22 protein-coding genes and 1 other annotated feature are annotated in these 24,315 nt (G+C 43.0%); of the genes, 21 read left to right on the top strand and 1 reads right to left on the bottom strand.

Features of this window, described 5'->3' with window-relative positions:
* Positions 1–71 precede the first annotated feature (71 nt).
* The 6 genes from E0485_RS18600 (at position 72) to E0485_RS18575 (ending at position 5,254) form a co-directional block, all read left to right on the top strand.
* Complete coding sequence (locus E0485_RS18600) at positions 72–1,091, top strand: rod shape-determining protein (RefSeq protein WP_132419576.1); 1,020 nt, start codon at positions 72–74, stop codon at positions 1,089–1,091.
* Positions 1,092–1,112: 21 nt separating this feature from the next.
* Complete coding sequence (gene mreC / locus E0485_RS18595; protein WP_328591324.1) at positions 1,113–1,982, top strand: rod shape-determining protein MreC; 870 nt, start codon at positions 1,113–1,115, stop codon at positions 1,980–1,982.
* Positions 1,983–1,985: 3 nt separating this feature from the next.
* Positions 1,986–2,522: a rod shape-determining protein MreD gene (gene mreD / locus E0485_RS18590; RefSeq protein ID WP_132419575.1), complete on the top strand. Its 537-nt coding sequence runs from the start codon at positions 1,986–1,988 to the stop codon at positions 2,520–2,522.
* 55 nt (positions 2,523–2,577) lie between these two features.
* Positions 2,578–3,225, top strand: a complete 648-nt coding sequence (gene minC / locus E0485_RS18585; protein WP_132419574.1) for a septum site-determining protein MinC — start codon at positions 2,578–2,580, stop codon at positions 3,223–3,225.
* A gap of 66 nt (positions 3,226–3,291) precedes the next feature.
* Complete coding sequence (gene minD / locus E0485_RS18580; RefSeq protein WP_132419573.1) at positions 3,292–4,089, top strand: septum site-determining protein MinD; 798 nt, start codon at positions 3,292–3,294, stop codon at positions 4,087–4,089.
* Positions 4,090–4,099: 10 nt separating this feature from the next.
* Positions 4,100–5,254, top strand: coding sequence for an FtsW/RodA/SpoVE family cell cycle protein (locus E0485_RS18575; RefSeq protein ID WP_132419572.1), 1,155 nt, complete (start codon positions 4,100–4,102; stop codon positions 5,252–5,254).
* An 85-nt stretch (positions 5,255–5,339) separates the two neighbouring features.
* Here E0485_RS18575 and E0485_RS18570 read toward each other — a convergent pair whose 3' ends face one another.
* Positions 5,340–6,632: an L-cysteine desulfidase family protein gene (locus tag E0485_RS18570; protein WP_132419571.1), complete on the bottom strand. Its 1,293-nt coding sequence runs from the start codon at positions 6,630–6,632 to the stop codon at positions 5,340–5,342.
* 216 nt (positions 6,633–6,848) lie between these two features.
* Here E0485_RS18570 and E0485_RS18565 point away from each other — a divergent pair, with 216 nt between their 5' ends.
* From E0485_RS18565 to obgE, 15 genes are all read left to right on the top strand, one after another.
* Positions 6,849–7,916, top strand: coding sequence for an extracellular solute-binding protein (locus E0485_RS18565; RefSeq protein WP_132419623.1), 1,068 nt, complete (start codon positions 6,849–6,851; stop codon positions 7,914–7,916).
* Between the two features lie 87 nt (positions 7,917–8,003).
* Positions 8,004–9,083 carry an ABC transporter ATP-binding protein gene (locus tag E0485_RS18560; RefSeq protein ID WP_132419570.1) on the top strand — a complete coding sequence of 360 codons (1,080 nt, stop codon included), beginning with the start codon at positions 8,004–8,006 and terminating at the stop codon, positions 9,081–9,083.
* A gap of 10 nt (positions 9,084–9,093) precedes the next feature.
* Complete coding sequence (locus tag E0485_RS18555; protein ID WP_132419569.1) at positions 9,094–10,821, top strand: ABC transporter permease; 1,728 nt, start codon at positions 9,094–9,096, stop codon at positions 10,819–10,821.
* Between the two features lie 25 nt (positions 10,822–10,846).
* Positions 10,847–13,417: an NEW3 domain-containing protein gene (locus E0485_RS18550; protein WP_235857627.1), complete on the top strand. Its 2,571-nt coding sequence runs from the start codon at positions 10,847–10,849 to the stop codon at positions 13,415–13,417.
* A gap of 15 nt (positions 13,418–13,432) precedes the next feature.
* Positions 13,433–14,944 (top strand): argininosuccinate lyase, encoded by a 1,512-nt coding sequence (gene argH / locus E0485_RS18545; protein ID WP_132419568.1) that lies wholly within the window; start codon positions 13,433–13,435, stop codon positions 14,942–14,944.
* A 182-nt stretch (positions 14,945–15,126) separates the two neighbouring features.
* The gene (locus E0485_RS18540; protein ID WP_132419567.1) at positions 15,127–17,265 is read left to right on the top strand and encodes a DNA topoisomerase III; all 2,139 of its coding nucleotides are present in this window, start codon (positions 15,127–15,129) and stop codon (positions 17,263–17,265) included.
* Positions 17,266–17,353: 88 nt separating this feature from the next.
* Positions 17,354–18,325 (top strand): M23 family metallopeptidase, encoded by a 972-nt coding sequence (locus E0485_RS18535; protein ID WP_132419566.1) that lies wholly within the window; start codon positions 17,354–17,356, stop codon positions 18,323–18,325.
* On the top strand, positions 18,318–19,193 hold the full coding sequence (locus E0485_RS18530; RefSeq protein ID WP_132419565.1) for a M50 family metallopeptidase: 876 nt from the start codon (positions 18,318–18,320) through the stop codon (positions 19,191–19,193). The genes E0485_RS18535 and E0485_RS18530 overlap by 8 nt, the downstream gene beginning before the upstream one ends.
* Before the next feature lie 20 nt (positions 19,194–19,213).
* Positions 19,214–20,380, top strand: a complete 1,167-nt coding sequence (locus E0485_RS18525) for an Rne/Rng family ribonuclease (protein WP_132419564.1) — start codon at positions 19,214–19,216, stop codon at positions 20,378–20,380.
* 56 nt (positions 20,381–20,436) lie between these two features.
* Positions 20,437–20,751, top strand: coding sequence for a YbjQ family protein (locus E0485_RS18520; RefSeq protein ID WP_132419563.1), 315 nt, complete (start codon positions 20,437–20,439; stop codon positions 20,749–20,751).
* Positions 20,752–20,803: 52 nt separating this feature from the next.
* Positions 20,804–20,879: a sequence feature (ribosomal protein L21 leader region), on the top strand.
* A 13-nt stretch (positions 20,880–20,892) separates the two neighbouring features.
* Entirely contained in the window at positions 20,893–21,204 is a 312-nt protein-coding gene (gene rplU, locus E0485_RS18515; protein WP_132419562.1) for a 50S ribosomal protein L21, read from the top strand.
* Between the two features lie 12 nt (positions 21,205–21,216).
* Positions 21,217–21,552: a ribosomal-processing cysteine protease Prp gene (locus tag E0485_RS18510; RefSeq protein WP_132419561.1), complete on the top strand. Its 336-nt coding sequence runs from the start codon at positions 21,217–21,219 to the stop codon at positions 21,550–21,552.
* Between the two features lie 17 nt (positions 21,553–21,569).
* Positions 21,570–21,881, top strand: coding sequence for a 50S ribosomal protein L27 (rpmA, locus tag E0485_RS18505; protein WP_132419560.1), 312 nt, complete (start codon positions 21,570–21,572; stop codon positions 21,879–21,881).
* 146 nt (positions 21,882–22,027) lie between these two features.
* On the top strand, positions 22,028–22,843 hold the full coding sequence (locus tag E0485_RS18500; protein WP_132419559.1) for a Spo0B domain-containing protein: 816 nt from the start codon (positions 22,028–22,030) through the stop codon (positions 22,841–22,843).
* A gap of 14 nt (positions 22,844–22,857) precedes the next feature.
* Positions 22,858–24,159 carry a GTPase ObgE gene (obgE, locus tag E0485_RS18495; protein WP_132419558.1) on the top strand — a complete coding sequence of 434 codons (1,302 nt, stop codon included), beginning with the start codon at positions 22,858–22,860 and terminating at the stop codon, positions 24,157–24,159.
* Positions 24,160–24,315: the final 156 nt, after the last annotated feature.

The raw sequence follows: 24,315 nt of genomic DNA, 5'->3' as shown, positions 1-24,315 counted from the left end.
TTCAAGTATAATGAATGCATTGTGCTTCACCAGAACACAAAGTTTTTGCATAGCAGGAAGGAGCTCCACGTATGTTCGGTGGAAAAGATTTAGGTATTGATTTAGGTACAGCTAACACGCTTGTTTTTGAAAAAGGAAAAGGTATTATTGTGCGAGAACCATCCGTGGTTGCTCAGCGTACAGATACAAAAACAATTGAGGCCGTAGGTAATGATGCGAAGAAAATGATTGGGCGTACGCCTGGTAATATTCGCGCGATTCGACCAATGAAGGATGGCGTTATTGCAGATTTCGAAACTACTGCTGCGATGATGCGTTATTTTTTGCGTCAAGCCCAGAAGAAATCGATGTTCGGACGTAATCCGAATGTAATGGTATGTGTGCCATCTGGCATTACAGCAGTAGAGAAGCGTGCAGTTACAGACGCAGCTAAGCAAGCAGGTGCCAAAGAGGCGCATACGATCGAAGAGCCGCTTGCAGCAGCAATTGGCGCAGGTTTACCTGTATGGGAACCAACAGGCTCCATGGTTGTAGACATCGGAGGCGGTACGACTGAAGTAGCAGTAATATCACTAGGAAGTATCGTGACAAGCCGTTCCATTCGTGTCGCAGGAGATGAAATGGATGAGGCCATCATGCAATACATTAAGAAAACGTACAGCTTATTGATCGGGGAAAGAACTTCAGAGACACTGAAAATGGAGCTTGGTTCAGCATTGCCGCTTGAACAAACGGAATCATTCGAAATTCGTGGACGTGATCTAGTCAGCGGTCTGCCGAAGGAATTAACGGTAACATCTGAGGAGATTACAGAAGCGCTAACTGATACACTCAATTCGATTGTTGAAGCAGTTAAGGTTACCTTGGAGAAATGTCCTCCTGAGCTTGCTGCCGATATCATTGATCGTGGTATTGTGTTAACAGGTGGCGGTGGTATGCTGCGTAATTTGGATAAATTGCTTACTGGTGAAACTGGTATGCCTGTTATTGTTGCGGAGAATGCACTGGATTGCGTTGCGATTGGAACAGGACTATCTCTTGATCATTTGGATTTATTCAAGAACAATGGAGCTAGATACAAAAAAGGGTAGGATTTATCAGATTCTGAGAAGGTGTTGCTGTTGTTCAAGTTTATGGGGAATAAAAGGCTCATTTTTTTGATGCTTGCTCTGATCCTATTTTTCATTCTGATGGGATTGACCTTAGGTGGTAGAGCAGGCGGTACATGGCCTGAAAAATTTGTTAGAGATACGGTTTCCTGGACTCAAAGATTATTTTATAAGCCCGCTGGCTATGTAGCGGGTTTCTTTGAAGATATAAGCAAGCTGCGTGTCATTTATACAGAGAATAAAACACTCAAATTGACATTGACGCAGTATGCTCGAGATACGCAGCGTCTCAATGATTTGGAAGCGCAGAATAAGCGTCTGAAGGAAGATTTGAAATTCACGGAACATCAGAAGCAAGCGAATGATTACCGATATCGGATTGCTGAAGTCGTGTCAGCTAATACGATTGACGCTTACACCAATACGATTACGATTAATCTTGGGGAGAAGGATGGCATCAAGCCGAACATGGCTGTTAGTACGATTGACGGCTTAATTGGCAGAATCCAGACCGTTGCTCCATTCAGTTCTACCGTTCAGCTTTTGACAGATATTACAGATACTGACAATACAACCAAAGCAATTGCAGCTACCGCGCAAGGTCGCGAGAATGAATCGTATGGAATTATTGAGAGCTATGAGAAAGGTCAACTCGTGATGACGCGTGTAGACCAGAACGATAAGATTGCTGTGGGTGATACCATTATTACTTCTGGTTATGGTCAGGTGTTCCCTGAGGGTATTCCGATCGGGAAGGTCGTTAGCCGAGACGTTGGTGATTTTGGAATCACGCATAAAGTGATGATCGAACCATTTGCTCAATTCCATAAAATCCGCGAAGTGTTTGTGGTCGAAGTGCCAGAAAAGGGGTAAGAGATGAAACGCCATTCCATTTGGCTCTTATGCCTGCTTATGTTTTTCTTACAGAGTACATGGTTCAATTGGATCTTACCTGTTTCTTGGCAATCGGATGTACATGTTTCCCCTAATATCGTATTTGTCTTGATTATGTATGTTGCTTTATATATGGGTAGACATAAGGCGTTAATGTATGGCTTGATTTTCGGGATTTTACAGGACTTCATGTTCTATGGCCATATGTTAGGGGTTCATTCCTTTGCGATGGGGCTTACAGCTTATTTACTTGGGTTACTACAAGCTCGCAAGCCTTATTTTATCCTGAATATTACGCTCTTAATTGGTCTTAGCTATATATTCTTTGAATCTATCATGTATGGAACTTATCTGTTATTTAAGGTCACTCATATGGATTATTTACGTGCGTTCACTCATAATATTCTGCCAAGCGCTCTATTCAGCATGCTGGTCGCATTAGCAATCTATTTGCCCGTCCGCAAGCTGCTTGATAACCTGATCTCACTTAAAAAAGTTCAGGAGGATTCCTCGAGATAAGAAGGAGAATCCTGCTTATAAGCAGAAATGTATAGAGTGGGAGGTTGGGAAATAAATGACTGCTAGGAGAAAACAATACGTTACGATTAAAGGCATCAAGGATGGATTAGTTTTTTACCTGAATGACCACTGTAATTATGAGTTATTGCTGCGTGAGCTTAATTATATATTGGAGAAAACGCATGAACAGTTTTTTACAGGACCGATTATTCATGTTCATGTGAAGCTTGGCAGACGCCATATAACGGAATTCCAGAAGGACCAGATTCGAGATATTATCAAGCAGAAGGGCAACTTGCTCATTCAATCAATTGAATCGGACGCAGATCCTGAACCAGCGCAAACGCCTAGTCGTTTAAAGCAAATCAAGGGAATCGTTCGTTCGGGACAAGTTCTTGAGCATAAGGGAGATTTATTGTTTCTTGGTGATGTAAACCCGGGTGGATCCATTGTATCCACAGGGTCTATTTATATATTAGGCGCATTACGAGGAATGGCACATGCAGGAAGTGAAGGGGATGAAACAGCGATTATCGCTGCGTCTTACTTAAGTCCAATGCAGCTCAAAATTGCTGAAGTTTTATCCAGAGCACCTGATGATGACAGTGTAAGTAAAGGTTATATGGAATTTGCTTATATTAAAGAAGGTGTGATGGAGATCGATACGATGAAACATCTACATCAATTGCTTCCATCAGACTAATGATCGTTATAACTGTTAGAAATAGCAAATTTGTGGGAATTATATATTTATAGGGAGTGAACGTTCATGGGGGAAGCGATCGTGGTTACATCCGGCAAAGGCGGTGTTGGTAAGACGACAACTTCTGCGAACGTCGGATCTGCACTTGCACTGCTTGGCAAAAAAGTATGTATGGTAGATACCGATATTGGGCTTAGAAACTTGGATGTCGTAATGGGACTAGAGAATCGGATTATCTATAATATCCTCGATGTAGCCAAAGAACGTTGTCGTTTGAATCAAGCGCTTGTTCGCGACAAACGATTTAATGAGCTTTATATGCTGCCCGCAGCTCAGACTGCAGACAAAAACAGTATTGAGCCTGAAGAGGTTAAACGAATTGTAGATGAACTCAAAGCTGATTTTGATTATGTCATTATCGATTGCCCAGCCGGGATTGAGCAAGGATTTCGCAATGCAATAGCAGGTGCTGACCATGCCATTGTTGTTACGACGCCTGAGCTTACTTCAACCCGTGATGCGGATCGCGTCATAGGATTATTGGAGCAAGCCAATATCAAATCACCTAAACTAATTATTAATCGAATTCGTCCTAACATGGTTAAAAAGGGTGAGATGCTCGAAGTTGACGAGATTTGCTCTATTCTTGCCATCGATTTGCTAGGAATTGTTCCTGATGATGAACATGTGATTAAAGCTGCGAACTCTGGGGAGCCAACTGTGATGAGCGATACATCACGAGCTTCAATCGCTTATCGAAACATCGCTAGGCGTATCTTAGGGGATTCTGTACCACTTAGTCCGCTTGATCAAACTAAGCCTGGAATGTTTAGCAAAATGAAGAAACTGCTCGGGATAGGATGAGGAATGTGCTTTGCTTCGTAAAATAAAACAATTTGATCCTTACATCGTGGTTACGTTGATCGGATTTATGGTGATGTCGTTATTGCTTGTGTATAGCGCAACAATTGATGATATAACGATTAATATCTCGATCAAAAAGAGCTTAGCAGTAATAGGAGTTGGGTTAGCTGGATTTATAGCAACATCATTTTTTGACTATCGAATATTGTTAAAATATTGGTATTATATTTATGGTGTTGGAATAGCTTCGCTAATTGGTGTCTTTTTCTTTAGTAAAGAAATTAAAGGTGCAAAAGGCTGGTTTGAGTTTGGGAGTATCCAGTTTCAACCTGCCGAGCTGATGAAGCTTATTCTAATTATTGTAATAGCTGCGCTGCTAAGCAAGAGAAAAGGAGAACAGCTCACTTTTGTTCAAGATGTTCTGCCGATTGGGCTAATCGTACTTGTACCATTCCTAATGGTAATGAAGTTCCCTGACATGGGAAATGCGGCGATTTACTTGATCATTCTCATCGGCATGTATTGGATTGGAAATATTAAATATACGCATGTGCTTATTGGTCTCGTGATTATCGGTGTCGTCGCGTTTGGTGGATATTATCTCTACGACTCGTATCATGATCAAATTGTCCAGTATCTGAGTAATCATAACTTTGCACACTGGGTAGTACGGCTTGATTCTTTCTTGTATCCCGAGACGGTTAACAAGGACTGGAGCTATCAAAAGGTCAATTCGATGACAGCGATCGGTTCGGGTGGACTTACAGGTCAGGGATATTTGCAAGGTGATATGGTTCACGACAGGCGCATTCCGCTTGCTTATACCGATGCGATCTTTGCTGTAGTGGGCGAAGAATTTGGTTTTCGTGGAAGCGCCATACTGCTGCTACTGTACTTTGTGCTTATTTATCGGATGATCCTGACTGCAATTCAGAGTACTCAGCTTAGCGGATCATACATTATTATTGGAATCGTTTCGATGTTCGTATTGCAAATTTTTCAGAATGTCGGTATGTTGATCGGGCTTATGCCCATTACGGGTATCACATTGCCATTCATCTCTTATGGCGGAACCTCACTCTTAATCAACATGGTTTCGATGGGACTCGTGATGAGTGTTCGACTGCATCAGGACAAATTATCTGCATATGAACAAGGTGAATAATATAGGAAAGAGCCCTGAGCTGTAACAAGGGACTCTTAAGAAAAAGTGGCTTCTGATTTTATCAGGAGCCACTTTTTTGTAAAACTTAGTTTGGAATCATTTGAAGGACGACAGGGTCCATTTTGCTCATTTCTTTGAAAATGTTCGCGATATTGGATAGCGTCTGTTTGTTATCGGCACCGACAATTCCCTCAGTTGAAGTTGCCATGCAATTCTGAAGTGCCAGGACGGCAGCAAAGTAAGCTTCCACTTGTGCTGTACTTACTTTAAAAGAGCAGCCGTAATTCGCACCATCACAGATCATACCTGTGATGTTAGCTGCAATATTGTTGATTGCGCCTTCCATCTGCTGAATCGTTCCACCATGCAGCCACACAATTGCAGCCGCAGTTCCCATTCCAACAAGCACGCCGCCGCATACTGCTGTTAATCTGCCAATCATTTGCTTCATATAGATATGAACTAAGTTTGCCAGAGCTACAGCGCGAATCCGTTGTTCATCGGTAAATTGATAATGCTCGCATACGACCACAATCGGGATTGTTCCGCCTAGTCCCAGGTTTCCGCTGCCCCCACTAGACATAACAGCTAGAGGTGATCCTCCCATGCGGGAATCAACTGCCGCTGATGTCAGCATTTTGATTCTCATGCTGATATCGGAGATAGCTTTGGAATCGATCTGACCTTCGTAAGCACTTGTAAGAATTTTTCCGATCTTAAGTCCTCTAGGATTCTGTAAACCTTCTTCAAGAAATGCGATATTCGTGCGGATACCATCAGCGACGAACGCTAGGTCTTCAATGGGCGTCTGCTCGATGAAAGCTTTGAGGTCTTTGAGAGAGTAGCCTTTATCTGCGACTTTGGATTTTGGATTTCCTTCATTATTATAAATAGTTTGACCATTTAGTTTAATATGCTGCGTATTAAAATAATCCTGCTTAACCAGAACTTCTACATGATCTCCCTTAGTCGATGTAAGGATACAGTATATGGATAATTCTGTACCTTCCGCTTTTTGCTTAATGGTAATTTTCTTGGCAGCAACAAGCTGTTCTGCAAGGACGACATGCTCTTCCTTTAAGCCTTGGAAAATTTCAAATCCTACTGAGGAATCCCCCATGACATAACCTAAAGCAACGGCAAGCGGAATGCCTCTTGCGGAAGTGCCAGGAATGTCTACATTGTAGCCGTTCTTTAGAATATTAGGACTGAGCTCAATTTCAATGCTGGCAACATCATCTAGTTGTCTGCTAGGTAATTGTTCGGCAGCTCTAGCTACGGTTGAAGCAATTGCGGCTGGATCAGTGCAGCCAGTTGCAAGCTTGAATTCATTTTGCAGCAGATGAAGAAATATTTGTTGATCGGGTATAGTTGTCATCGTGTCTTGACTCCTTCATATATCCTAGTGTCCCTTAGTATAAAATTGCGATCAAATAACTATATTGTACTAAATATGTGCTGCCAATCCAAGCATTGACAGCTTTTTTTTTCTAATATACAATTTTCTCCAAGGTAAAAATTACCTAACAGAATACTAGGCTTAATTTGAGGGGGGACTTAAGTGGTACGCACAAAGAAATACTCAGTTTATGCAATGGTTATGCTAGCCCTTGTGATGATCATTACAGCATGCAGCAGTGGTGGGGGATCAAGCACTGCAACAGACGCACCAAAATCAGCAGAGACACCTAAACCGAATGACGCGAAGCAGAAATTAGTTATTTACACTGGTAGAGACAAGAACGTATTCGACGTCGTTCTACCAAAATTCAATGCGAAGTACCCGAACATAGAGGTTGAAACGCTAGAGATGGGTGCTCAACAAATTCTTGAGCGTGTTCGCGGAGAGAAAGCGAATCCACAAGGTGATTTCTGGTGGGGTGGAACACAATCTGCCTTAATGACAGCTGCCGATGAAGGATTGCTAGATACCTATAAGCCTAGTGGCGGCGATCAAGTTCCTGCATTGTATAAGGATGCGCAAGATCGTTGGTACGGTGAAATGCTGTTGCCAGAAGTTATTATGTATAACAGCGATGTGTATAAGAATAAAGCAGATGCACCGCAAGATTGGGACGATATTATCGATCCGAAGTATAAAGGCAAAATCGTTATTCGCGACGTACTTGCATCTGGTACGATGAGAACTATTTATTCCGCAATGATCTTCCGTCAAGGTGCAGCAGATCCACAAAAAGGTTATGATTTCTTAAAGAAGCTTGATGCAAATACGAAGGAATATGCAGCGGATCCAACGCAAATGCAATTGAAGATTGAGCGTCAAGAGGGTGCTTTCACCTTATGGAATCTCCAAGACGTTATGCTGCAAAAAGAATTGAAGAAACGTCCGTTTGATTTTGTATATCCGAAGAGCGGTGCTCCTATTCTTGTTGATGGTGTAGGCCTTATCAAAGGCGCGCCTAACAAGGATGCAGCTGCTAAATTCTATGACTTCTTGTTCGATCCAGATATTCGTGCTGAGATGGCTGAGAAGCTGTTCCAAATTCCGACACGCTCTGATATTAGCAAGGATAAACTTCCGGCATGGCTAAATGGTTTGGACCTTAAACCACTTGACATTGATTGGAAAGTAATGGCTGATAAAGAGAAAGAATGGATGGGCTACTGGGATCAGAACATCAAAGGCAAAGGAAGTAAATAAAATGTTCTGAATTTTCAGGCGGAGTTGCTAGCAGAACTCCGCCTGAAGTATAACATAACAACGATGTGAATCTCGGAGGAGGCCGCTATGATCCAAGTTACACTTGAACACATTAGTAAACAATTTGGTCAAGCACATGGTGTTTCGGATGTAGATGTATCAATTAAACCTGGAGAATTCTTTACGTTGCTCGGGCCGAGTGGATGTGGCAAAACAACGACACTGCGAATGATCGCTGGGTTCTATTATCCGACAGAAGGCAATATCCTGTTCGGTGACGAGAATGTAACGTATTTACCTCCTAATAAACGAAATACGGGCATGGTATTTCAGAACTATGCACTATTCCCGCATATGACGGTGTTTGAGAATGTTGCATTTGGACTTAAGGTACGCAAGAAAACGAAGGATGAAATTAAGCAGAGGGTAACGGATGCTCTTAAACAAGTACATTTGGATGCGTATGCAAGCAGGCGAATCGATCAATTATCAGGAGGGCAGCAGCAGCGTGTCGCATTAGCGAGAGCATTAGTTATAGAGCCGAATATTCTGCTGCTTGATGAGCCTTTGTCTAATCTTGACGCTAAGCTGCGCGAAGAAACGAGATTAGAAATAAAGAAGCTTCAGATGGAGCTTGGGATAACGACGATATACGTTACGCATGACCAAGCAGAGGCAATGGCGATGTCAGATCGCATTATGGTTATGCAAGGCGGAGTTGTTCAGCAGATTGGATCGCCGGAAGAAATCTACAATCGACCTGTCAATCGCTTTGTCAGTACTTTTATCGGGGAGACCAATCTATGGAGCGGGATCATTGAGCGCATAGAGGGCAATGATGTCTATGTTCGTTTAACACCTGAGATCGTGATTTGCGGCAATGCACACAATTCATCACCGATATGCAAATTTGAGGTTGGATCTGAAATAGCGATCTCCATTCGGCCGGAATGGATTCGAGAATCTAGCAATGCGAATGAAGAAGGGTTAGATGTTGCAGGGAAGGTAGTCGTCTCTGAATTTACAGGCATGAGTGTCAATTATGTAACCGATATTGGCGGATTGCAGCTAAGAGCAATGTTCATTAATCAAGGACATAGATTGCGACAGCGTGATGAAGAGATCAGCTTCTTTATTCCAAAGGAAAGCGTCTATTTTACAGATTGAGGTATCCAATATGAAAATTGAGCTTCAAGGGGTGCAGCCAGTAAAGCGTAAATCGTCTTTGCAGTCGTCACCTTATTTTGTCTATTTATTGGTAGCTCCACTGTTTTTAATTTTACTAGGATATGTCGTTTATCCCTTCTATCAGACATTTGCGGAGAGCTTTAAAACAGATGGGACATTCAGTCTAGCGAATTATAAGCAATTCTTTGATCCTTCTCACTCATCGAATCTTGAGGCGTTATGGAATAGTGTTTATATTTCTATTCTAAGTGTAATATCGAGTGGAATTGTTGGAGTTACGATGGCTTTTTTGCTAGAGCGCTATCATTTTCCTGGCAGAAAAATATTATCGATCCTCGTGCTTGTACCGCTGGCATTGCCACCGCTCATTGGCGTATTATCCTTCTCTTTTCTTTATGGAGAAAGCGGGATCATTCCAAGAGCGCTTAAGGCGTTATTCCATTTGGAGCAAGTTCCGTTCTCGCTCAAAGGGATTTGGGGAGTCGTTGTTGTACATACCTTTACGATGTACACCTATTTCTATATGACAGCATCAGCCGCAATCAAGGGGCTTGATCCTTCACTTGAAGAAGCAGCCGCAAGTCTTGGAGCGGGCCGTTTATATGTATGGCGTCGGGTCATCCTGCCAATGCTGACACCAGCTATGGTAGCTTCTTCGCTACTTGTCTTCATGATTTCGATGGCATCCTACACGGCACCGCTAATATTCGGTATTCAACGAACGATGACGATGCAGATTTATTTGTCCAGAACAAATGGTAGCCTTGATATGGCTGCTGCGCAATCTACCATTTTATCCATCGTATCGATTCTTTTCTTAATTGTTATGCGTTGGTATCAGGGCAGACGAAGTTATATGAATATGAGCAAGGGTGTAAGCGTTCATCGCTCCGAAGTTAAGAATACATTTATTAAATATCTAGCCATTATTTGCTCATTCCTAGGTGTGCTCATTCTTACGTTGCCGATTCTCGTCATCGTACTAATCTCCTTCTCAGTGGATGGCACATGGACTGTTCAAATTCTTCCGCCAAAATATACATTGGATTATTATATCGATTTGTTTACGAATAGCAAGACTTGGAAACCAATCGTAAACTCTCTTAGAATGAGCGGAATTGCTACGCTTGGTGTTCTCGCATTTGGCGTTGCAGCAGCATATTGTATGGTACGGTTGAAGTTTAAGGGCAAGTTTCTGCTAGAAACGTTAATTATGATTCCATGGGCTTTGCCAGGGACGGTTGTTGCGGTTAATTTAATTGCTGCATTCAACGTGAAATCGGTATTCAGCTTTGGTCAAATTTTAGTAGGTACCGCCTGGATCATACCACTCGCTTATTTTGTTCGTCATTTGCCACTCGTATTTCGTTCCACTTCTGCTACTTTACTGCAGATGGACGTATCTATTGAGGAAGCGGCTCGTAATTTAGGAGCTTCCTGGTGGTATAGCTTTAGGAGAGTTGTATTTCCAATGGCGTTAGGCGGTATCGTGGCAGGAGCGCTGCTTGCTTTTGTACAAGGAATTGGCGAGTTTGTAGCTTCTATTCTCCTATTTACAACGAAAACAATGCCTATTTCAGTAGCTATCTACCAAAAAATGTATTCCTTTGATTTTGGTACTGCTTGTGCCTATGGGGTTCTGCAAATTTTAACCATTATCCTCGTATTAGCCATCACACAAAAAATAACTGGTGATCGCGCTAATATGACAGTATAAACCAGCTACGGATAGGAATGAGGACATGATGATCATTCGAAGTAAGGGGGGAGACCCCCTAATCGCTTCAGATAAATGCCTGGATGAAGCAAGCTTGGCAGCTCAGTTTTCTACGAAATCAAGCAAACGAGTGTATGGGATCGTACAGCTCTGGAAATCTATACATCCTCTTACTACAGTTGCAAGCATTATGAACACGGGTGCGCATCCTGATGATGAGCATAGTGATACACTGGCTTATTATTCGCTTGGCAAGGGTGTTCATACTATCAGTTTGATTGCTACTAGAGGTGAGGGCGGGCAAAATGAGCTTGGCAGCGAACTGGGTGATGCACTTGGTGTGATTCGCACCCGAGAATTAGAAGAAGCCTCCAAAATGATGAATGTTACGCTTTGTTTGCTGAGCGAGCAGATTCATGATCCTATTTATGATTTTGGATTTTCCAAATGCGCAGACGAGACTTTTGGTAAATGGGGAGAATCATTAGCTTACGAGAGACTGATTCGGAATATCCGAACTATGCGTCCGGATGTAGTGTTCAATGCGTTTCAGAATGATGTGACGACACATGGTCATCACCGTGCGATGACGATTTTAACGATTCGAGCATTTGATGATGCAGCGAATAGTGATGTGTTTCCTGAGCATGCAGAAGCGGGGATTAGACCTTGGCAAATTAAGAAAATGTATGTGCCTGCAGGCGAGGATGCCTATCATGTATTCGTGCCGACAGGCGAATTCAATGAAATTTATGGGGCTTCGTATGTACAAATGGGGGAACAGTCCCGTTTTATGCATAAGACGCAAGGAATGGGTTCACACATCGATGAAGGTCCGATCAGCAGCTATTATGAATTAGTACGATCTATCGTCCCTGTTCAGAAACAGGAGCGGGATTTTTTTGATGGTATTGCGTTTACGTTCGATGATCTCGCCAAAGAAGTAGAGATGAAGCAGGGGGATAAGCGGGTCATTACTGATTTGTATGCCCTGCACTCGGATGTCCAACATATCGTCTCATCATTCCCTAGATTTTCGCAGGTTGCCCTTGAAGCACAGCGAATGAGGATTGACGTTTCCAATACGATTAGTGATATTGCCAGATCAGATTTAGATGATGAAACGAAGGCTGATTTAACCCATCGCTTGCGGGTTAAGGAGGATCAGCTTAATTTACTATGTTCAGAAGCGTTATCCTTTATTGCTAAAATCAGACCCGAATCCGCAGAACTTGTTCCTGGGCAGACAACGAGGGTAACCCTTACAGCATTTAATGGTGGGATGATGCCTTTGAGTGATCTAAGTCTAAAGCTTAGATTACCACAAGGTTGGGTGAATAAGCCTTTAGGTGAAACGAAATTCAGCAGGTTGGGATATAACGAGACGGTATCTGTACAGTATGAGGTAGAGGTTCCGATTGACGCAGCAAATTTTCATCCTTACCATGATCCGATTTTTAGTGGTGTTGCTGAGTATGTGGCTTATCATGTCACAAGTCAAGTGGTGATGCATCCTGCGCAGACGGTAGCGATACTACCAGCGTATTCAATTTGTATGAGTCCAGAAGCAGTTGTACTCAACACCGTGAGTTTACCTGAATGCATTCCGGTTAAAGCGACGATACGCAACTACAAATCGGGTGCTGCGGGCGCTAACATACATTTGCAGCTACCAGACGGATGGACCGCACAGCCTGATCATCAAGAGCTAGAATTTGGTTTTAAAGGAGAAACGCTGACCGTATCGTTTAGGGTACAACCAACAGCTAAGGTACGTAATGGTCACTATGCGATTTCCGCTGTTGTAGAAGATTCACAGTTTACTTGCAGTGAACGAGCACAAGTGATTCAATACCCGCATATCGGCAAAACGTACTATATTCGTAGTGAGCAATTGAAGATTGAGGCATTTGATTTGCGATTGCCAGAGCAATTGCAGATTGGCTATATTTCAAGCGGATTCGATAATATCGATCACTATTTAAGCTTGGTCGGTCTGAACGTTACTCGACTGGAGCCTAAAGATATTGAATTCGGAGACTTAAGTGTATACGATGCCATTGTGTTAGGAATAAGAGCTTATGCGATTCGACCTGAACTGACTTCATGTAACCAAAGGCTGCTGCAATATGTACATAATGGCGGCAATCTTGTTGTTCAGTACCATAAGCCAGAAGATAATTGGCAGCCAGAGCTTGCGCCATATCCGATTGAGATTGGCAAGCCATTCCTCAAATGGCGAGTGACCGATGAGAATTCGCAGGTAACGGTACTTGCTCCAGCGCATTCGATGTTCCATTATCCGAACCTGATTACGGATGAAGATTGGAAGGGCTGGATTCAGGAGCGCTCAGCCTATATTCCATGCTCATGGGGTACTGAATATACAGAGCTTATTTCCACTGGGGATCCAGGTGAAGAGGAATTTACAGGTATCTTTTTGACTGCTGAATATGGAAAAGGGGTTTACTCTTATAGCTCTCTTGTGTGGTATAGAGAGATTCCACATTTGGTACCTGGAGCGATTCGTTTATTTGTTAATATGATTAGTCAAGCAAGAGTAAGTAAGACAGCCGTCAGTACTGCGCATCAATGAAATGGGGGAATCAAAGTGAATAATCGTAACTTAATTATTGAACAAGAGGGCAGCAGCTTCCCTGGTAAATCCTATGCAGAGCTCGTATTATCTCCAGCATTTGATGAGGCGAAAGCGCAGTTGCTTGGACCGATGATGGCAATTAACAAGGCACATTTGATCATGCTAGTCAAACAAAATTTAGTAACAGAGGAACAGGCACAGGTGCTAGCAGATGCTATTGGCAAGCTTGACCTGCCTGCTCTGCGGAAAGCAACGTATACAGGTGAATTCGAAGATTTATTTTATCAAGTTGAGCACATGTTATTAGAATTAGCTGGCGATCTTGCTGGTAATCTACATTTGGCACGCAGTCGCAACGATATGGGAATCGCCATTTATCGCATGACCTTACGCGAGAAGCTGTTATCAGCCATTCAGGCAGCTATGTACTTGCAGGATATCCTGATTGCTACCGCAGTGGAGCATGTAGATACGGTGATGATCGGATATACCCATACGCAGCAAGCACAACCAACAACTTTAGCTCACTATTTGATGGCAGCCGTTGATATGCTAGGACGTGATCTGCGCCGATTGGTGAATGCTTATCGCAACTGCAACCGTAGCAGTATGGGCTCAGCAGCACTTACGACAACGGGGTTTGCAATTGATCGCGAAGAAATGATGCGTTTGCTAGCTTTTGATGAAATGATTGAGAATTCCTATGATGCAATTGCAGGTGCGGACTATGTGAGTGAAGTCGCAGCAGCGGTTCAACTGACAGCACTTAATCTTGGTCGCATGTCACAGGATTTATTGCTCTGGTGTACGCAGGAATTTGGAGCGATTAAGCTGTCAGCAGCTTATGTGCAGGTGTCGTCAATCATGCCGCAAAAACGTAATCCCGTTTCCGTGGAGCATATACGCTCATTGCTATCCAGCTGTGTAGGCAATACGCAGACGGTTATTTCCATGCTGCATAATACACCATTTGGCGATATTGTGGATACCGAAGATGATATGCAGCCATATGCTTGGAAATCGCTTGCTCTCTTGGAGCAAATCTGCCGACTCCTAGGTAACGTAATTGGCACGATGGAAGTAAACAAAGAGGTGCTGTTGGGCAGAGCGCAGGAGAGCTTTGCCACGGTAACCGAACTTGCAGATACACTTGTACGCACGGAAGGTATTTATTTTAGACAGTCTCATCATATCGTCAGCTCTGTTGTTCGGAAGACTTTAGAGATGGGCGGCACTGTCAAGGATATTACGCTGGAGATGATAAATGAACAATCACAGCGTATTCTAGGTAGAGATGTGACGTTGAACCAGGCTCAATTGGAGCAGGCGCTTGATCCCGTGCATTTTGTCCAATTGCGTTCTCTAACAGGTGGGCCGAATCCGCAAGAAATACTGAGGATGGCGAAGGATCGCAGGCAGAAGTTAAAGGATGTTCAAGCATGGTATGATGACACGAAGAAAAAGAATGAGACGGCATTAGTGTATCTGGAAGAACGGATGATCAGTTGGCAGACCCAATCATAACGATATCTAAATTCTAGGACTAACTACTCCTGAAGCAGATTGCTGTAGGGAGTAGTTTTTTATTTTCGTAGCCGCAGCGATCGTTATGCTTTGCCGCTAAAGTTATGATGAAAGAGATTCTAGTGTATAATCAACTTACAGGTTTGATTGATAAATAAGATCATTTACGATAGGGAGAAATTATGAAATCACTTGTATTATGTGAAAAGCCGAGCGTGGCCAAAGAAATTGCGCGTGTACTAGGTTGTAAAGAGAAGCATAAGAGTTATATCGAAGGTCCAGCGTATATCGTCACATGGGCACTCGGGCATTTGGTTGAGTTATCAGAACCGGAAGACTATGATCCAAAGTATAAAACATGGAAGCTGGAGGACTTACCGCTGCTCCCTTCTACGATGAAATTGAAAATTATGCGTGAAACCTCGCATCAATATAAAGCAATTGCTCAGTTATGCAAACGCAATGATCTGAAGGAGCTGATCGTCGCTACAGATGCTGGACGTGAAGGTGAGCTTGTCGCAAGATGGATTATGGAGATGGTGCATTGGCGCAAGCCTTTTAGGCGATTATGGATTTCTTCTCAGACAGATAAGGCGATTCGTGATGGCTTTGCTCACCTTCGCCCAGGCAAAGACTACGATAATTTGTATGCATCAGCTGTATGTCGCGCAGAAGCAGATTGGCTTATCGGTTTAAACGTGACACGTGCACTCACATGCAAATATGATGCACAATTGTCTGCAGGTCGCGTACAGACGCCTACGCTTGCGACGATGATGGAAAGAGAGCGTGAAATCGAGAAATTCCGTCCCGTTCCATTTTGGACAGTAACTGCTAATTTGGATGGATTCCAAGCCAGATGGCGTGGCGGAGATTCGCAGGATGGCAGGCTGTTCGCCAAAGATCAAGCTGATGCTATTGTGAGTAAAGTAAAAGGTTCAAGCGCGAAGCTAATAAAACAGACGACGACAGAGAAAATAGAACCGCAGCCGCTAGCTTATGATCTGACAGAACTTCAGAGAGATGCTAATAATCGGTTGGGCTTCTCCGCTAAGCAGACTTCGAATGTGCTCCAGAAGTTGTATGAACAGCATAAGCTGGTTACTTATCCGCGAACAGATTCCCGTTATCTCACATCGGATATGGCAGCTACGTTCAGCAGCAGATTGGAGAGCGTTGCTGTAGGTCCATATGCAGTACTAGCTAGACCGTTATTGCGCAAACCTTTGCCTATTACCAAAAGAATTGTTGATGACAGCAAGGTAACGGATCATCATGCGATTATTCCGACTGAGCAATTTGTGGACTTGAGTGCACTTAGCTCGGATGAACGCAGACTATATGATTTGATTGTCAAACGTTTTATCGCATTATTTTATCCTGTCTACCGTTATGACGAAACGAGCCTTACGCTGGAATCAGGCGGGGAGAAATTTTATGCCAAAGGTAGAGTTCAGAAGGATGCGGGCTGGAAAGAGGTATATGGGAATACGTTTGATCTAACCGATGATGAAGAGACGGATCATGATGATCGTTCCAGTTCTCGTCAGCTACTGCCGGATCTCAAAGAAGGGCAGCAATTAATAATTAGAAACTGCCAAGCAAGGGAGCAAGCGACCAAACCACCAAGTCGCTATAATGAAGCTTCATTACTATCCCAGATGGAAAAGCATAATCTAGGTACACCTGCGACTCGTGCGGATATTATCGAGAAGCTGATTCACTCTGAAACCATCGAACGTCATGGGAAATCTCTCATTCCTACTGGTAAAGGCAAACAGCTTATCGAGCTTGTCGCAAGCGAATTACGCTCGCCAGAGCTTACTGCAGAGTGGGAGCGGGAGTTGGAACGAATTGCACGTGGAGCTGGCAATAGAGCGAAGTTTATCAGCGGGATTCGTGAACAAGCAGAGAAGCTAGTTCGTGAAGTCAAAGTAAGCGACATCGTCTATAAACCGCATAATCTAACTCATTCCAGATGTCCCGAATGCAATCAACAGTTGATGGAACGTAATAGCAAGCGAGGTAAATTGCTTGTTTGTTCGAATCGCGAATGCAATTATAAGCGCAATGCCGAGCCACAGCGAATCAATAAGCGTTGTCCTGTTTGTCATAAGAAAATGGAGCTGCATACAGGTAAAGCGGGCAAATATGCACAGTGCCGACTATGTAATATAGTAGAGAAGCTGGAGGAGCAAAGCGGCAGCAAACGTGTAAATAAACATCAGCAGGCGAAATTAATTAAACAATATAGTGACAATACGTCACTTACCTCAGGATTAGGTGATGCTTTGCGAGACGCGCTTAACAAAATGAAATAAACGCAAGTCATGACAGTCACGACTATTTTCTCTATTCCTCTCATAGATTGTTATATGAAGGTTGTCCAGACAAGTGGGAGGAATCGAGATGGAAGTCAAACGTAATGTACGTATGCGCCGCATGGAGCGAATCAAGCAACTACTTGGAGATGAGCGAGAGCAATCGAAACAAGTAGATTTCTTCATCACGCCTATTCATGAGCCAGATCATGATCTGCATGATCGTCCAACTCATGTCATGGAAAATCCGTATACAGTCACAGACAATCCAATACCTGAGAAGCCTTCTCCTGAATTGGAACGGTCAGGTCCTATTATTGAGCCTAGTCTGCTTATCGCAACAGACCCAAGGCTGCAAGATCCTGAATATGTATGGAAACAAAAATATAAAAAAGGCATATTCGAGTCGACAGATGAAGATCCGGACGATTGGAATGAACATCCCAAGCTGCGTCGATTTTGGATTAGGGGAGCTATTTGTCTCATCCTGTTTGCTCTCGTATGGGGATTATTTCAAATTCAGCATCCTTATGCAGATAAGGGCAAGAATTACGTGATTAATGCCTTAACGACTCCGCTTGAATTTGATTCCGTTGCTTCTTGGTTTAAAGATACATTTGGCGATACACCGTCTTTTCTACCTGCATTTGATTCCGCAGAGCATGGGGACAATACGATGAAAGCAAGCACGGGCAATAAACGTACTTTCTTTGCACCATTGCAGGGCTATGTCACCATTCCATTTGATCAAAGCAAAACAGGCGTCCTTCTGCAGACCACAACGAAAGCTCCTGTTTCATCATTTGATGAAGGACAGGTCGTATTTGTTGATACAACAGAAGAAACAGGCCTAACAATCGTGATTAAGCATCCGAATGGGGTCAGTTCAACCTATGGTTGGCTTGAGCAGTCCAGAGTTGTCGTAAATGACTGGGTCAAGGGTGGGGATACGATCGGCTATGCCAGTGAGAACGAACATAAGGGGACGGGAATTCTCTATTTTTCTATTAAATTGGACAAGACCTATGTGAACCCGGTGGAAGTGGTCTCATTTGATTAAATGCTTCGGAATTCGATTTCGCATCCATCCTTTATTTACGCTGATGATTCTTCTATCTTTGCTAACGGATTATTTTGTTGAAGCGATGACTTTGTTTGGCATTGTCCTCGTTCATGAGCTAGGTCATGTTGCAGCGATCAAATGGTATGGCTGGCGCCTGAAAGAAGTTAAGCTTCTGCCGTTTGGCGGTGTGGCAGAGGTTGAAGAGCTTGGCACAGTCTCCGCCTGGGAAGAGCTTGTCGTTGCACTGGCAGGTCCTCTTCAGCATGTGTGGATGATAGCAATAGCTTGGATACTCCAACATTCAGGCGTATCTGATCCAGCATGGTGGGATTATTTTATAGAAGCTAATTTAATGATCGGTTTGTTTAATTTGCTGCCCATTCTTCCACTTGATGGAGGTAAGGTGATGCAGGTGGCGCTGAGTTATTTTATTCCATATTATCGGGCTATCTGGTATGGTGCAATCGTATCACTAAGCGTTAGTGTGCTTGTGATTGGCACAGTTGTTTGGCAAATGGGACAAGGCCGGCCTCAGCTTAGCATGATAGTTGTGAGTTTATTCCTATTTTATTCCAATTGGTATGCTTTACGAAATTCACCTTTCCATTTTATTCGTTTCTTATCTGCTCGGATTGAGAGAGGCGGCAAATTCATTCATTCAGGGACTTTGGCTCAGCCAATTGTCGTTAATGGTCATCGTCAGGTAGGTGAAATCCTAAAATTATTCATGCGCGAGAAGTATCATTTAATCTATGTCATGAATGAAAAAGGCGTCATCCAGAAGGTGCTGCCTGAGCAGCGGCTGTTAACGGCTTATTTTCATGAAAAAAAACCGGGGAGTGCAGTTTCAGAGCTTTTCATGTAAAATAGCTGTGGGGTGAGTTTGTGAAAAAAATAGTTGTACAATGTCGGTCAGACATCCAACAGGCTGTCGTAATTGAGAATCAGCGGCTCGTCGAATATGATGCCCAGCATTCCGATCATAAGCAGCGTGTAGGCTCGATTTACCTCGGGCGTGTCGTTAATGTATTGCCTGGGATGCAGGCAGCTTTTGTTGATATTGGACTTGAGAAGAATGCGTTCTTATACATAGATGATTTATTGCCAGTTCATATGGAGAAACAACCCCGTTCGAAGCCTTCTATTGCAGATATTGTTAAGCGTGGGCAAGTATTAATGGTTCAAGTTGTGAAGGAGCCTGAAGGTACGAAAGGCGCCAGAGTAACCACACATTTCTCTATACCCGGCAGATGGCTTGTTTATATGCCAGAGGCTGATTATACAGCGGTATCTCGCAAGATAGAATCAGATGCAGATAAACATCGGCTGAAGGAAATTGCTGAAGGCTTGCGCTCAGATGAAGAAGGGCTCATTATCCGCACTGTTGCAGCAGGTCAATCTCAGCAAGCCATTGAGCGTGATTTGGGAGAGTTAAGAGAGTTATGGAGAACGGTAAAAGAGAAGGCGGAAGCTGGAGATGCGCCGCTTCATATTTATCAAGATCTAGATTTGCTTCCTAGACTTATGCGCGATGTGATTGATGATGATGTGCAGGAAGTATGGATTGACAATGATCAAGTGTATAAAGAAATGAAAGATTTGCTTGTCAGACAAAGTCCAAGCTTAGTAGAACGAGTAAAGTTATATTCCAATAGTGAACAAGCGATTTTCGATGTATATGGCGTTCATGATGAGCTTAATCGTTTGTTCCGGCGTAAGATATGGCTGCCAAGCGGCGGCTATCTAGTAGTTGATCCTACTGAAGCGTTGACGGTGATCGATGTGAATACGGGTAGATTTACTGGCTCCACACATTTGGAAGAGACAGTGTTCCATACGAATATGGAAGCAGTAACCGAAATTGCCAGATTACTTCGCCTGCGGAATATTCGAGGTATGATTATTGTCGATTTTATCGATATGAGTGAAGAGAAGAATAGCCAAGCTATTCTGGATGCAATTACCCAAGCGGTACTCAGCGATCGTTCAAAGACCATTATTGTGGGTTGGACGAAGCTCGGTTTGCTAGAGATAACACGTAAGCGTAAGTAAAGAACAAGAAACTATTTGCTTGGATGAAACCTAAATAAGGAATAGGGGATGATGGAATGATATTGACAACAACTAATTCAGTTGAAGGTAAACGCATCACTGCTTATTATGGAATTGTAACAGGCGAAACCATTATGGGAGCTAATATAGTCCGTGACTTTGTCGCTTCGATTACTGATATTATTGGCGGTAGAAGCGGGGCTTATGAGAGTAAATTATCTGAAGCTAAGAACATTGCTTTGCATGAAATGGAATCACAAGCTCATAGTTTAGGAGCCAATGCTGTAGTTGGGATCGATCTAGACTATGAAATGGTTCGTGATGGCATGATGATGTGCGTCGCAAGTGGTACAGCGGTTTGGATTGAATAAAGGATATTGTATTATTGTTTATAGTGTGGTATCATGATTTGGTGTGTTGCGAAACATGCTGTAACCGCACATGTCGGGTTAAAGTACGAGCAATCGTCACCTGGACAATGGCGAGTCTGAGACATGAAGGAGGTGCAACGAATGTACGCAATTATTGAAACTGGCGGCAAACAATACAAAGTTCAAGAGGGCGATGTGTTGTATGTTGAGAAATTAGTTGGTGGCGAAGGCGAAACGGTAACTTTTGACCGTGTCCTAGCTGTATCCAAAGAGAACGGACTAGTTCTTGGTTCCCCGGTTGTTTCTGGTGCTGCTGTATCCGCGAAAGTGGAGAAGCACGGTAAAGATAGCAAAATCACTGTATTCAAATACAAAGCGAAGAAAAACTATCGCCGTAAGCAAGGTCACCGTCAACCGTACACTAAAGTAGTAATCGAAAAAATCCAAGCGTAAGAGGTTTTTACTATGATCAAGGTCAAAGTAAAGCGTCTAAGCCGAGATAATAAATTCATTACTTCTTATCAAGTAACAGGCCATGCGTTCTATGATGAGCCAGGCAAGGATATTGTTTGCTCTGCGGTATCAGCTATTACAGTTGGTACAGTTAATTCGATTGAGGCATTAACTGGTGTAGTCCCGCAAGTAAAGATGCAGAGTGGAATGCTCAAGGTAATTATACCTTCTGATCTTTCATCTTCTGTAGCTGAGCAAGTCCAACTGCTGCTCGAAAGTATGGTTGTTATGTTGAACTCGATTGAAGAATCATATGGTGAGCATATACAAGTTACAACAACTTATTAAGAAGGAGGTTGACATCTATGTTGAGATTAGATCTTCAGTTATTCGCATCCAAGAAGGGTGTAGGTTCCACGAAGAACGGTCGTGACTCCATCTCCAAGCGTCTTGGCGTGAAACGTGCTGACGGCCAAACGGTTACTGCAGGTAGCATTCTTGTTCGTCAACGCGGTACAAAAATTCACCCAGGCAACAATGTAGGTATCGGTAAAGATGATACATTGTTCGCGCTTGTTGAAGGCGTAGTTAAGTTCGAACGTTGGGGACGCGATCGCAAAAAAGCGAGCGTATACCCTGTGACAGAAGCTCCTGTTGCTGCTTCTGTAGAAGCTTAATACAGAACCCAAAGCCTTGGCGATTCATTTCGTCAAGGCTTTTTTTAATATTATTGAATTTTACTTCTGCTAAAAACTTATCGTTATTTGCTGGAAATTGATAAAAAACGAATAATTTTGGTGCATATTTCCATTTGGATGATATAATGATGAAGGATATCCATTCAGGTGTCGATATGAACATAGCGAGGGGAATTCAGATGTACCATTGGACAAGCAGGAATATTTGGTTTATACTCTCGATTGTTACAGCCTTATTATCCGTTATTAACTCAATACATATAAGTATTAGAGTAATCCTTATTCTACTAGCAATTGTTTGTGGTTATGTTGGAATTGGCCAATATAAACGTAAATTACAAATGGAGCAAAGCGCAAAGCTTGCAGCGCAGCTTGAGAAGAACGATCTGTCCCTGCTCCAAATTGCTGGTCGAATGCGGCATGATCTGATGAATGATATGCAAATATTGTTTGGTTATATTCAATTGAAGAAGTATGATAAATTACAGTCAGCTATGGAGAAAATAAGAGATAATGTATTGCAGGAAAGCTATTTGTCAAAGCTAGGAATTCCAGCGCTTATCGTATATTTGCTCACATTTCGATGCGGTTCATGTGGAATGGATTTAGAAGTGGAGATGGATGAGGAAATTAATCTTGCTGAACTGCCAATTATGCCAGACTACATTACTTCAGCAACACGTGGTATGATTGAGATGTTTCAGGCTGCTGTAGCTTATCCTGAAGAGTCTGATCTAGAACATGTACTTTCTCTTCAATTTGTTCCAGAAGAGGATGCTTTATTGCTGGATTTTGTATTTCGAGGAGCTTATAAGCGCGAATTATTGGAACGGACAATTCAAAATATGCTGCTAACAGGACAAATGGATATGGCCGCCGAGGAATTAATTTTTGCTCAAGAAGAAGTTGCGGTTACATTGAAATTACCGTTTCAGACGTAAATAGAGGTGTTTAGATGTTTGTAGATAAAGCGAAGGTTTATGTGAAAGGCGGCGACGGTGGCGATGGCCTCGTTGCATTTCGTCGAGAGAAATATGTTCCTGAGGGTGGACCTGCAGGTGGTGATGGCGGTAGAGGCGGAGACGTTATTTTTCGTGTAGATGAAGGTTTGCGTACACTTGTCGATTTCCGTTATCAGAAGCATTTTAAGGCGCAGCGTGGGGAGAAAGGCCGCAATAAAACGCAGCATGGTGCAAGCGCTGAGCATATGATTGTTCGCGTACCGCCTGGTACAGTCGTTGTCGATGATGATACACATGAAGTAATTGCGGATCTGACTCGTCAAGGGCAACAGGTTGTTATTGCAAAAGGAGGCCGTGGAGGCCGCGGTAATACAAGATTTGTTACCATTAATAATCCTGCTCCTGAAATCGCTGAAAGAGGCGAAGAGGGTGTTGAGCGTTGGGTTGTACTAGAACTAAAAGTTATGGCTGATATAGGACTTGTTGGTTTCCCAAGCGTGGGTAAATCCACAATTCTTTCCGTTGTATCGGGTGCAAGACCGAAGATTGGCGCTTATCACTTTACAACAATTACCCCAAATCTGGGCGTTGTTGATGTAGGCGATGGCAGATCATTCGTAATGGCGGATTTGCCAGGGCTAATCGAAGGCGCGCATCAGGGTGTGGGTCTTGGGCATGAGTTCTTGCGTCATGTCGAGCGTACCCGTGCAATTATTCATGTCATTGATATGTCGGCCAGCGAAGGAAGAGATCCATTCGATGATTGGCTTAAAATTAATGAAGAAATGAAGCTATACAATGTGAAACTTGAAGATCGTCCACAATTTATTGCGGCGAATAAAATGGATGTACCTGAAGCGGCAGAGCATTTGGCTGTGTTTAAGCAGAAGCTAGCTGAGACAGGCAAGCAGTACGAAATCTTCCCGATTTCCGCCGTAACCAAAGATGGTGTTCAGGAGCTTCTATACAAGGTAGCTGATTTACTTGAGACGATTCCTGAGATGCCGCTGATCGAAGATCTTGCGGATGTTGAAGAGCGCAAGGTATACCGCTTAGAGAAGAAAGTGGACAATGAATTTACGATCTCTCGTGATAATGAAGCATATGTAGTGGAAGGTGAGGGCATTGAGCGCTTGTTTAAGCGGACGAACTTCTCCACACATGAAGGCCAGCTCCGCTTTGCTCGCATTTTGCGTAAAATGGGCATTGATCAGGCTCTACGTGAAAAAGGTGCAACCGACGGCACCATCGTCCGCATCTGTGATTTCGAGTTTGAGTTTGTTGAGCATGAGTAACGCTTGTAGAACAAGCGTTACCCATTAATAAATCTGTCATCCGACAAGGCCGATAGAATTATTGATGGTATCAATTATTGATGATATTTCTGTCATCCGAAAGCTATCAACTTCAATTTGAAGTTGATGGCTTTTTTTATACCTATTGATGTTTAT

Source organism: Paenibacillus albiflavus, from assembly GCF_004344915.1.
GTDB classification, from domain to species: Bacteria; Bacillota; Bacilli; order Paenibacillales; family NBRC-103111; genus Paenibacillus_AM; species Paenibacillus_AM albiflavus.
The sequence above is the reverse complement of the archived record's forward strand: the minus strand, read 5'-3'. Positions and strand labels throughout refer to the sequence as shown.

What these genes read in the sequence shown, in the direction of transcription:
- E0485_RS18600 (WP_132419576.1), top strand. Translation starts at nt 72, where the DNA reads ATGTTCGGTGGAAAAGATTTAGGTATTGATTTAGGTACAGCTAACACG.
- mreD (WP_132419575.1), top strand. Translation starts at nt 1,986, where the DNA reads ATGAAACGCCATTCCATTTGGCTCTTATGCCTGCTTATGTTTTTCTTA.
- minC (WP_132419574.1), top strand. Translation starts at nt 2,578, where the DNA reads ATGACTGCTAGGAGAAAACAATACGTTACGATTAAAGGCATCAAGGAT.
- minD (WP_132419573.1), top strand. Translation starts at nt 3,292, where the DNA reads ATGGGGGAAGCGATCGTGGTTACATCCGGCAAAGGCGGTGTTGGTAAG.
- E0485_RS18570 (WP_132419571.1), bottom strand. Translation starts at nt 6,632, where the DNA reads ATGACAACTATACCCGATCAACAAATATTTCTTCATCTGCTGCAAAAT.
- E0485_RS18565 (WP_132419623.1), top strand. Translation starts at nt 6,849, where the DNA reads ATGGTTATGCTAGCCCTTGTGATGATCATTACAGCATGCAGCAGTGGT.
- E0485_RS18560 (WP_132419570.1), top strand. Translation starts at nt 8,004, where the DNA reads ATGATCCAAGTTACACTTGAACACATTAGTAAACAATTTGGTCAAGCA.
- E0485_RS18555 (WP_132419569.1), top strand. Translation starts at nt 9,094, where the DNA reads ATGAAAATTGAGCTTCAAGGGGTGCAGCCAGTAAAGCGTAAATCGTCT.
- E0485_RS18550 (WP_235857627.1), top strand. Translation starts at nt 10,847, where the DNA reads ATGATGATCATTCGAAGTAAGGGGGGAGACCCCCTAATCGCTTCAGAT.
- E0485_RS18540 (WP_132419567.1), top strand. Translation starts at nt 15,127, where the DNA reads ATGAAATCACTTGTATTATGTGAAAAGCCGAGCGTGGCCAAAGAAATT.
- E0485_RS18535 (WP_132419566.1), top strand. Translation starts at nt 17,354, where the DNA reads ATGGAAGTCAAACGTAATGTACGTATGCGCCGCATGGAGCGAATCAAG.
- E0485_RS18520 (WP_132419563.1), top strand. Translation starts at nt 20,437, where the DNA reads ATGATATTGACAACAACTAATTCAGTTGAAGGTAAACGCATCACTGCT.
- rplU (WP_132419562.1), top strand. Translation starts at nt 20,893, where the DNA reads ATGTACGCAATTATTGAAACTGGCGGCAAACAATACAAAGTTCAAGAG.
- E0485_RS18510 (WP_132419561.1), top strand. Translation starts at nt 21,217, where the DNA reads ATGATCAAGGTCAAAGTAAAGCGTCTAAGCCGAGATAATAAATTCATT.
- rpmA (WP_132419560.1), top strand. Translation starts at nt 21,570, where the DNA reads ATGTTGAGATTAGATCTTCAGTTATTCGCATCCAAGAAGGGTGTAGGT.
- E0485_RS18500 (WP_132419559.1), top strand. Translation starts at nt 22,028, where the DNA reads ATGATGAAGGATATCCATTCAGGTGTCGATATGAACATAGCGAGGGGA.
- obgE (WP_132419558.1), top strand. Translation starts at nt 22,858, where the DNA reads ATGTTTGTAGATAAAGCGAAGGTTTATGTGAAAGGCGGCGACGGTGGC.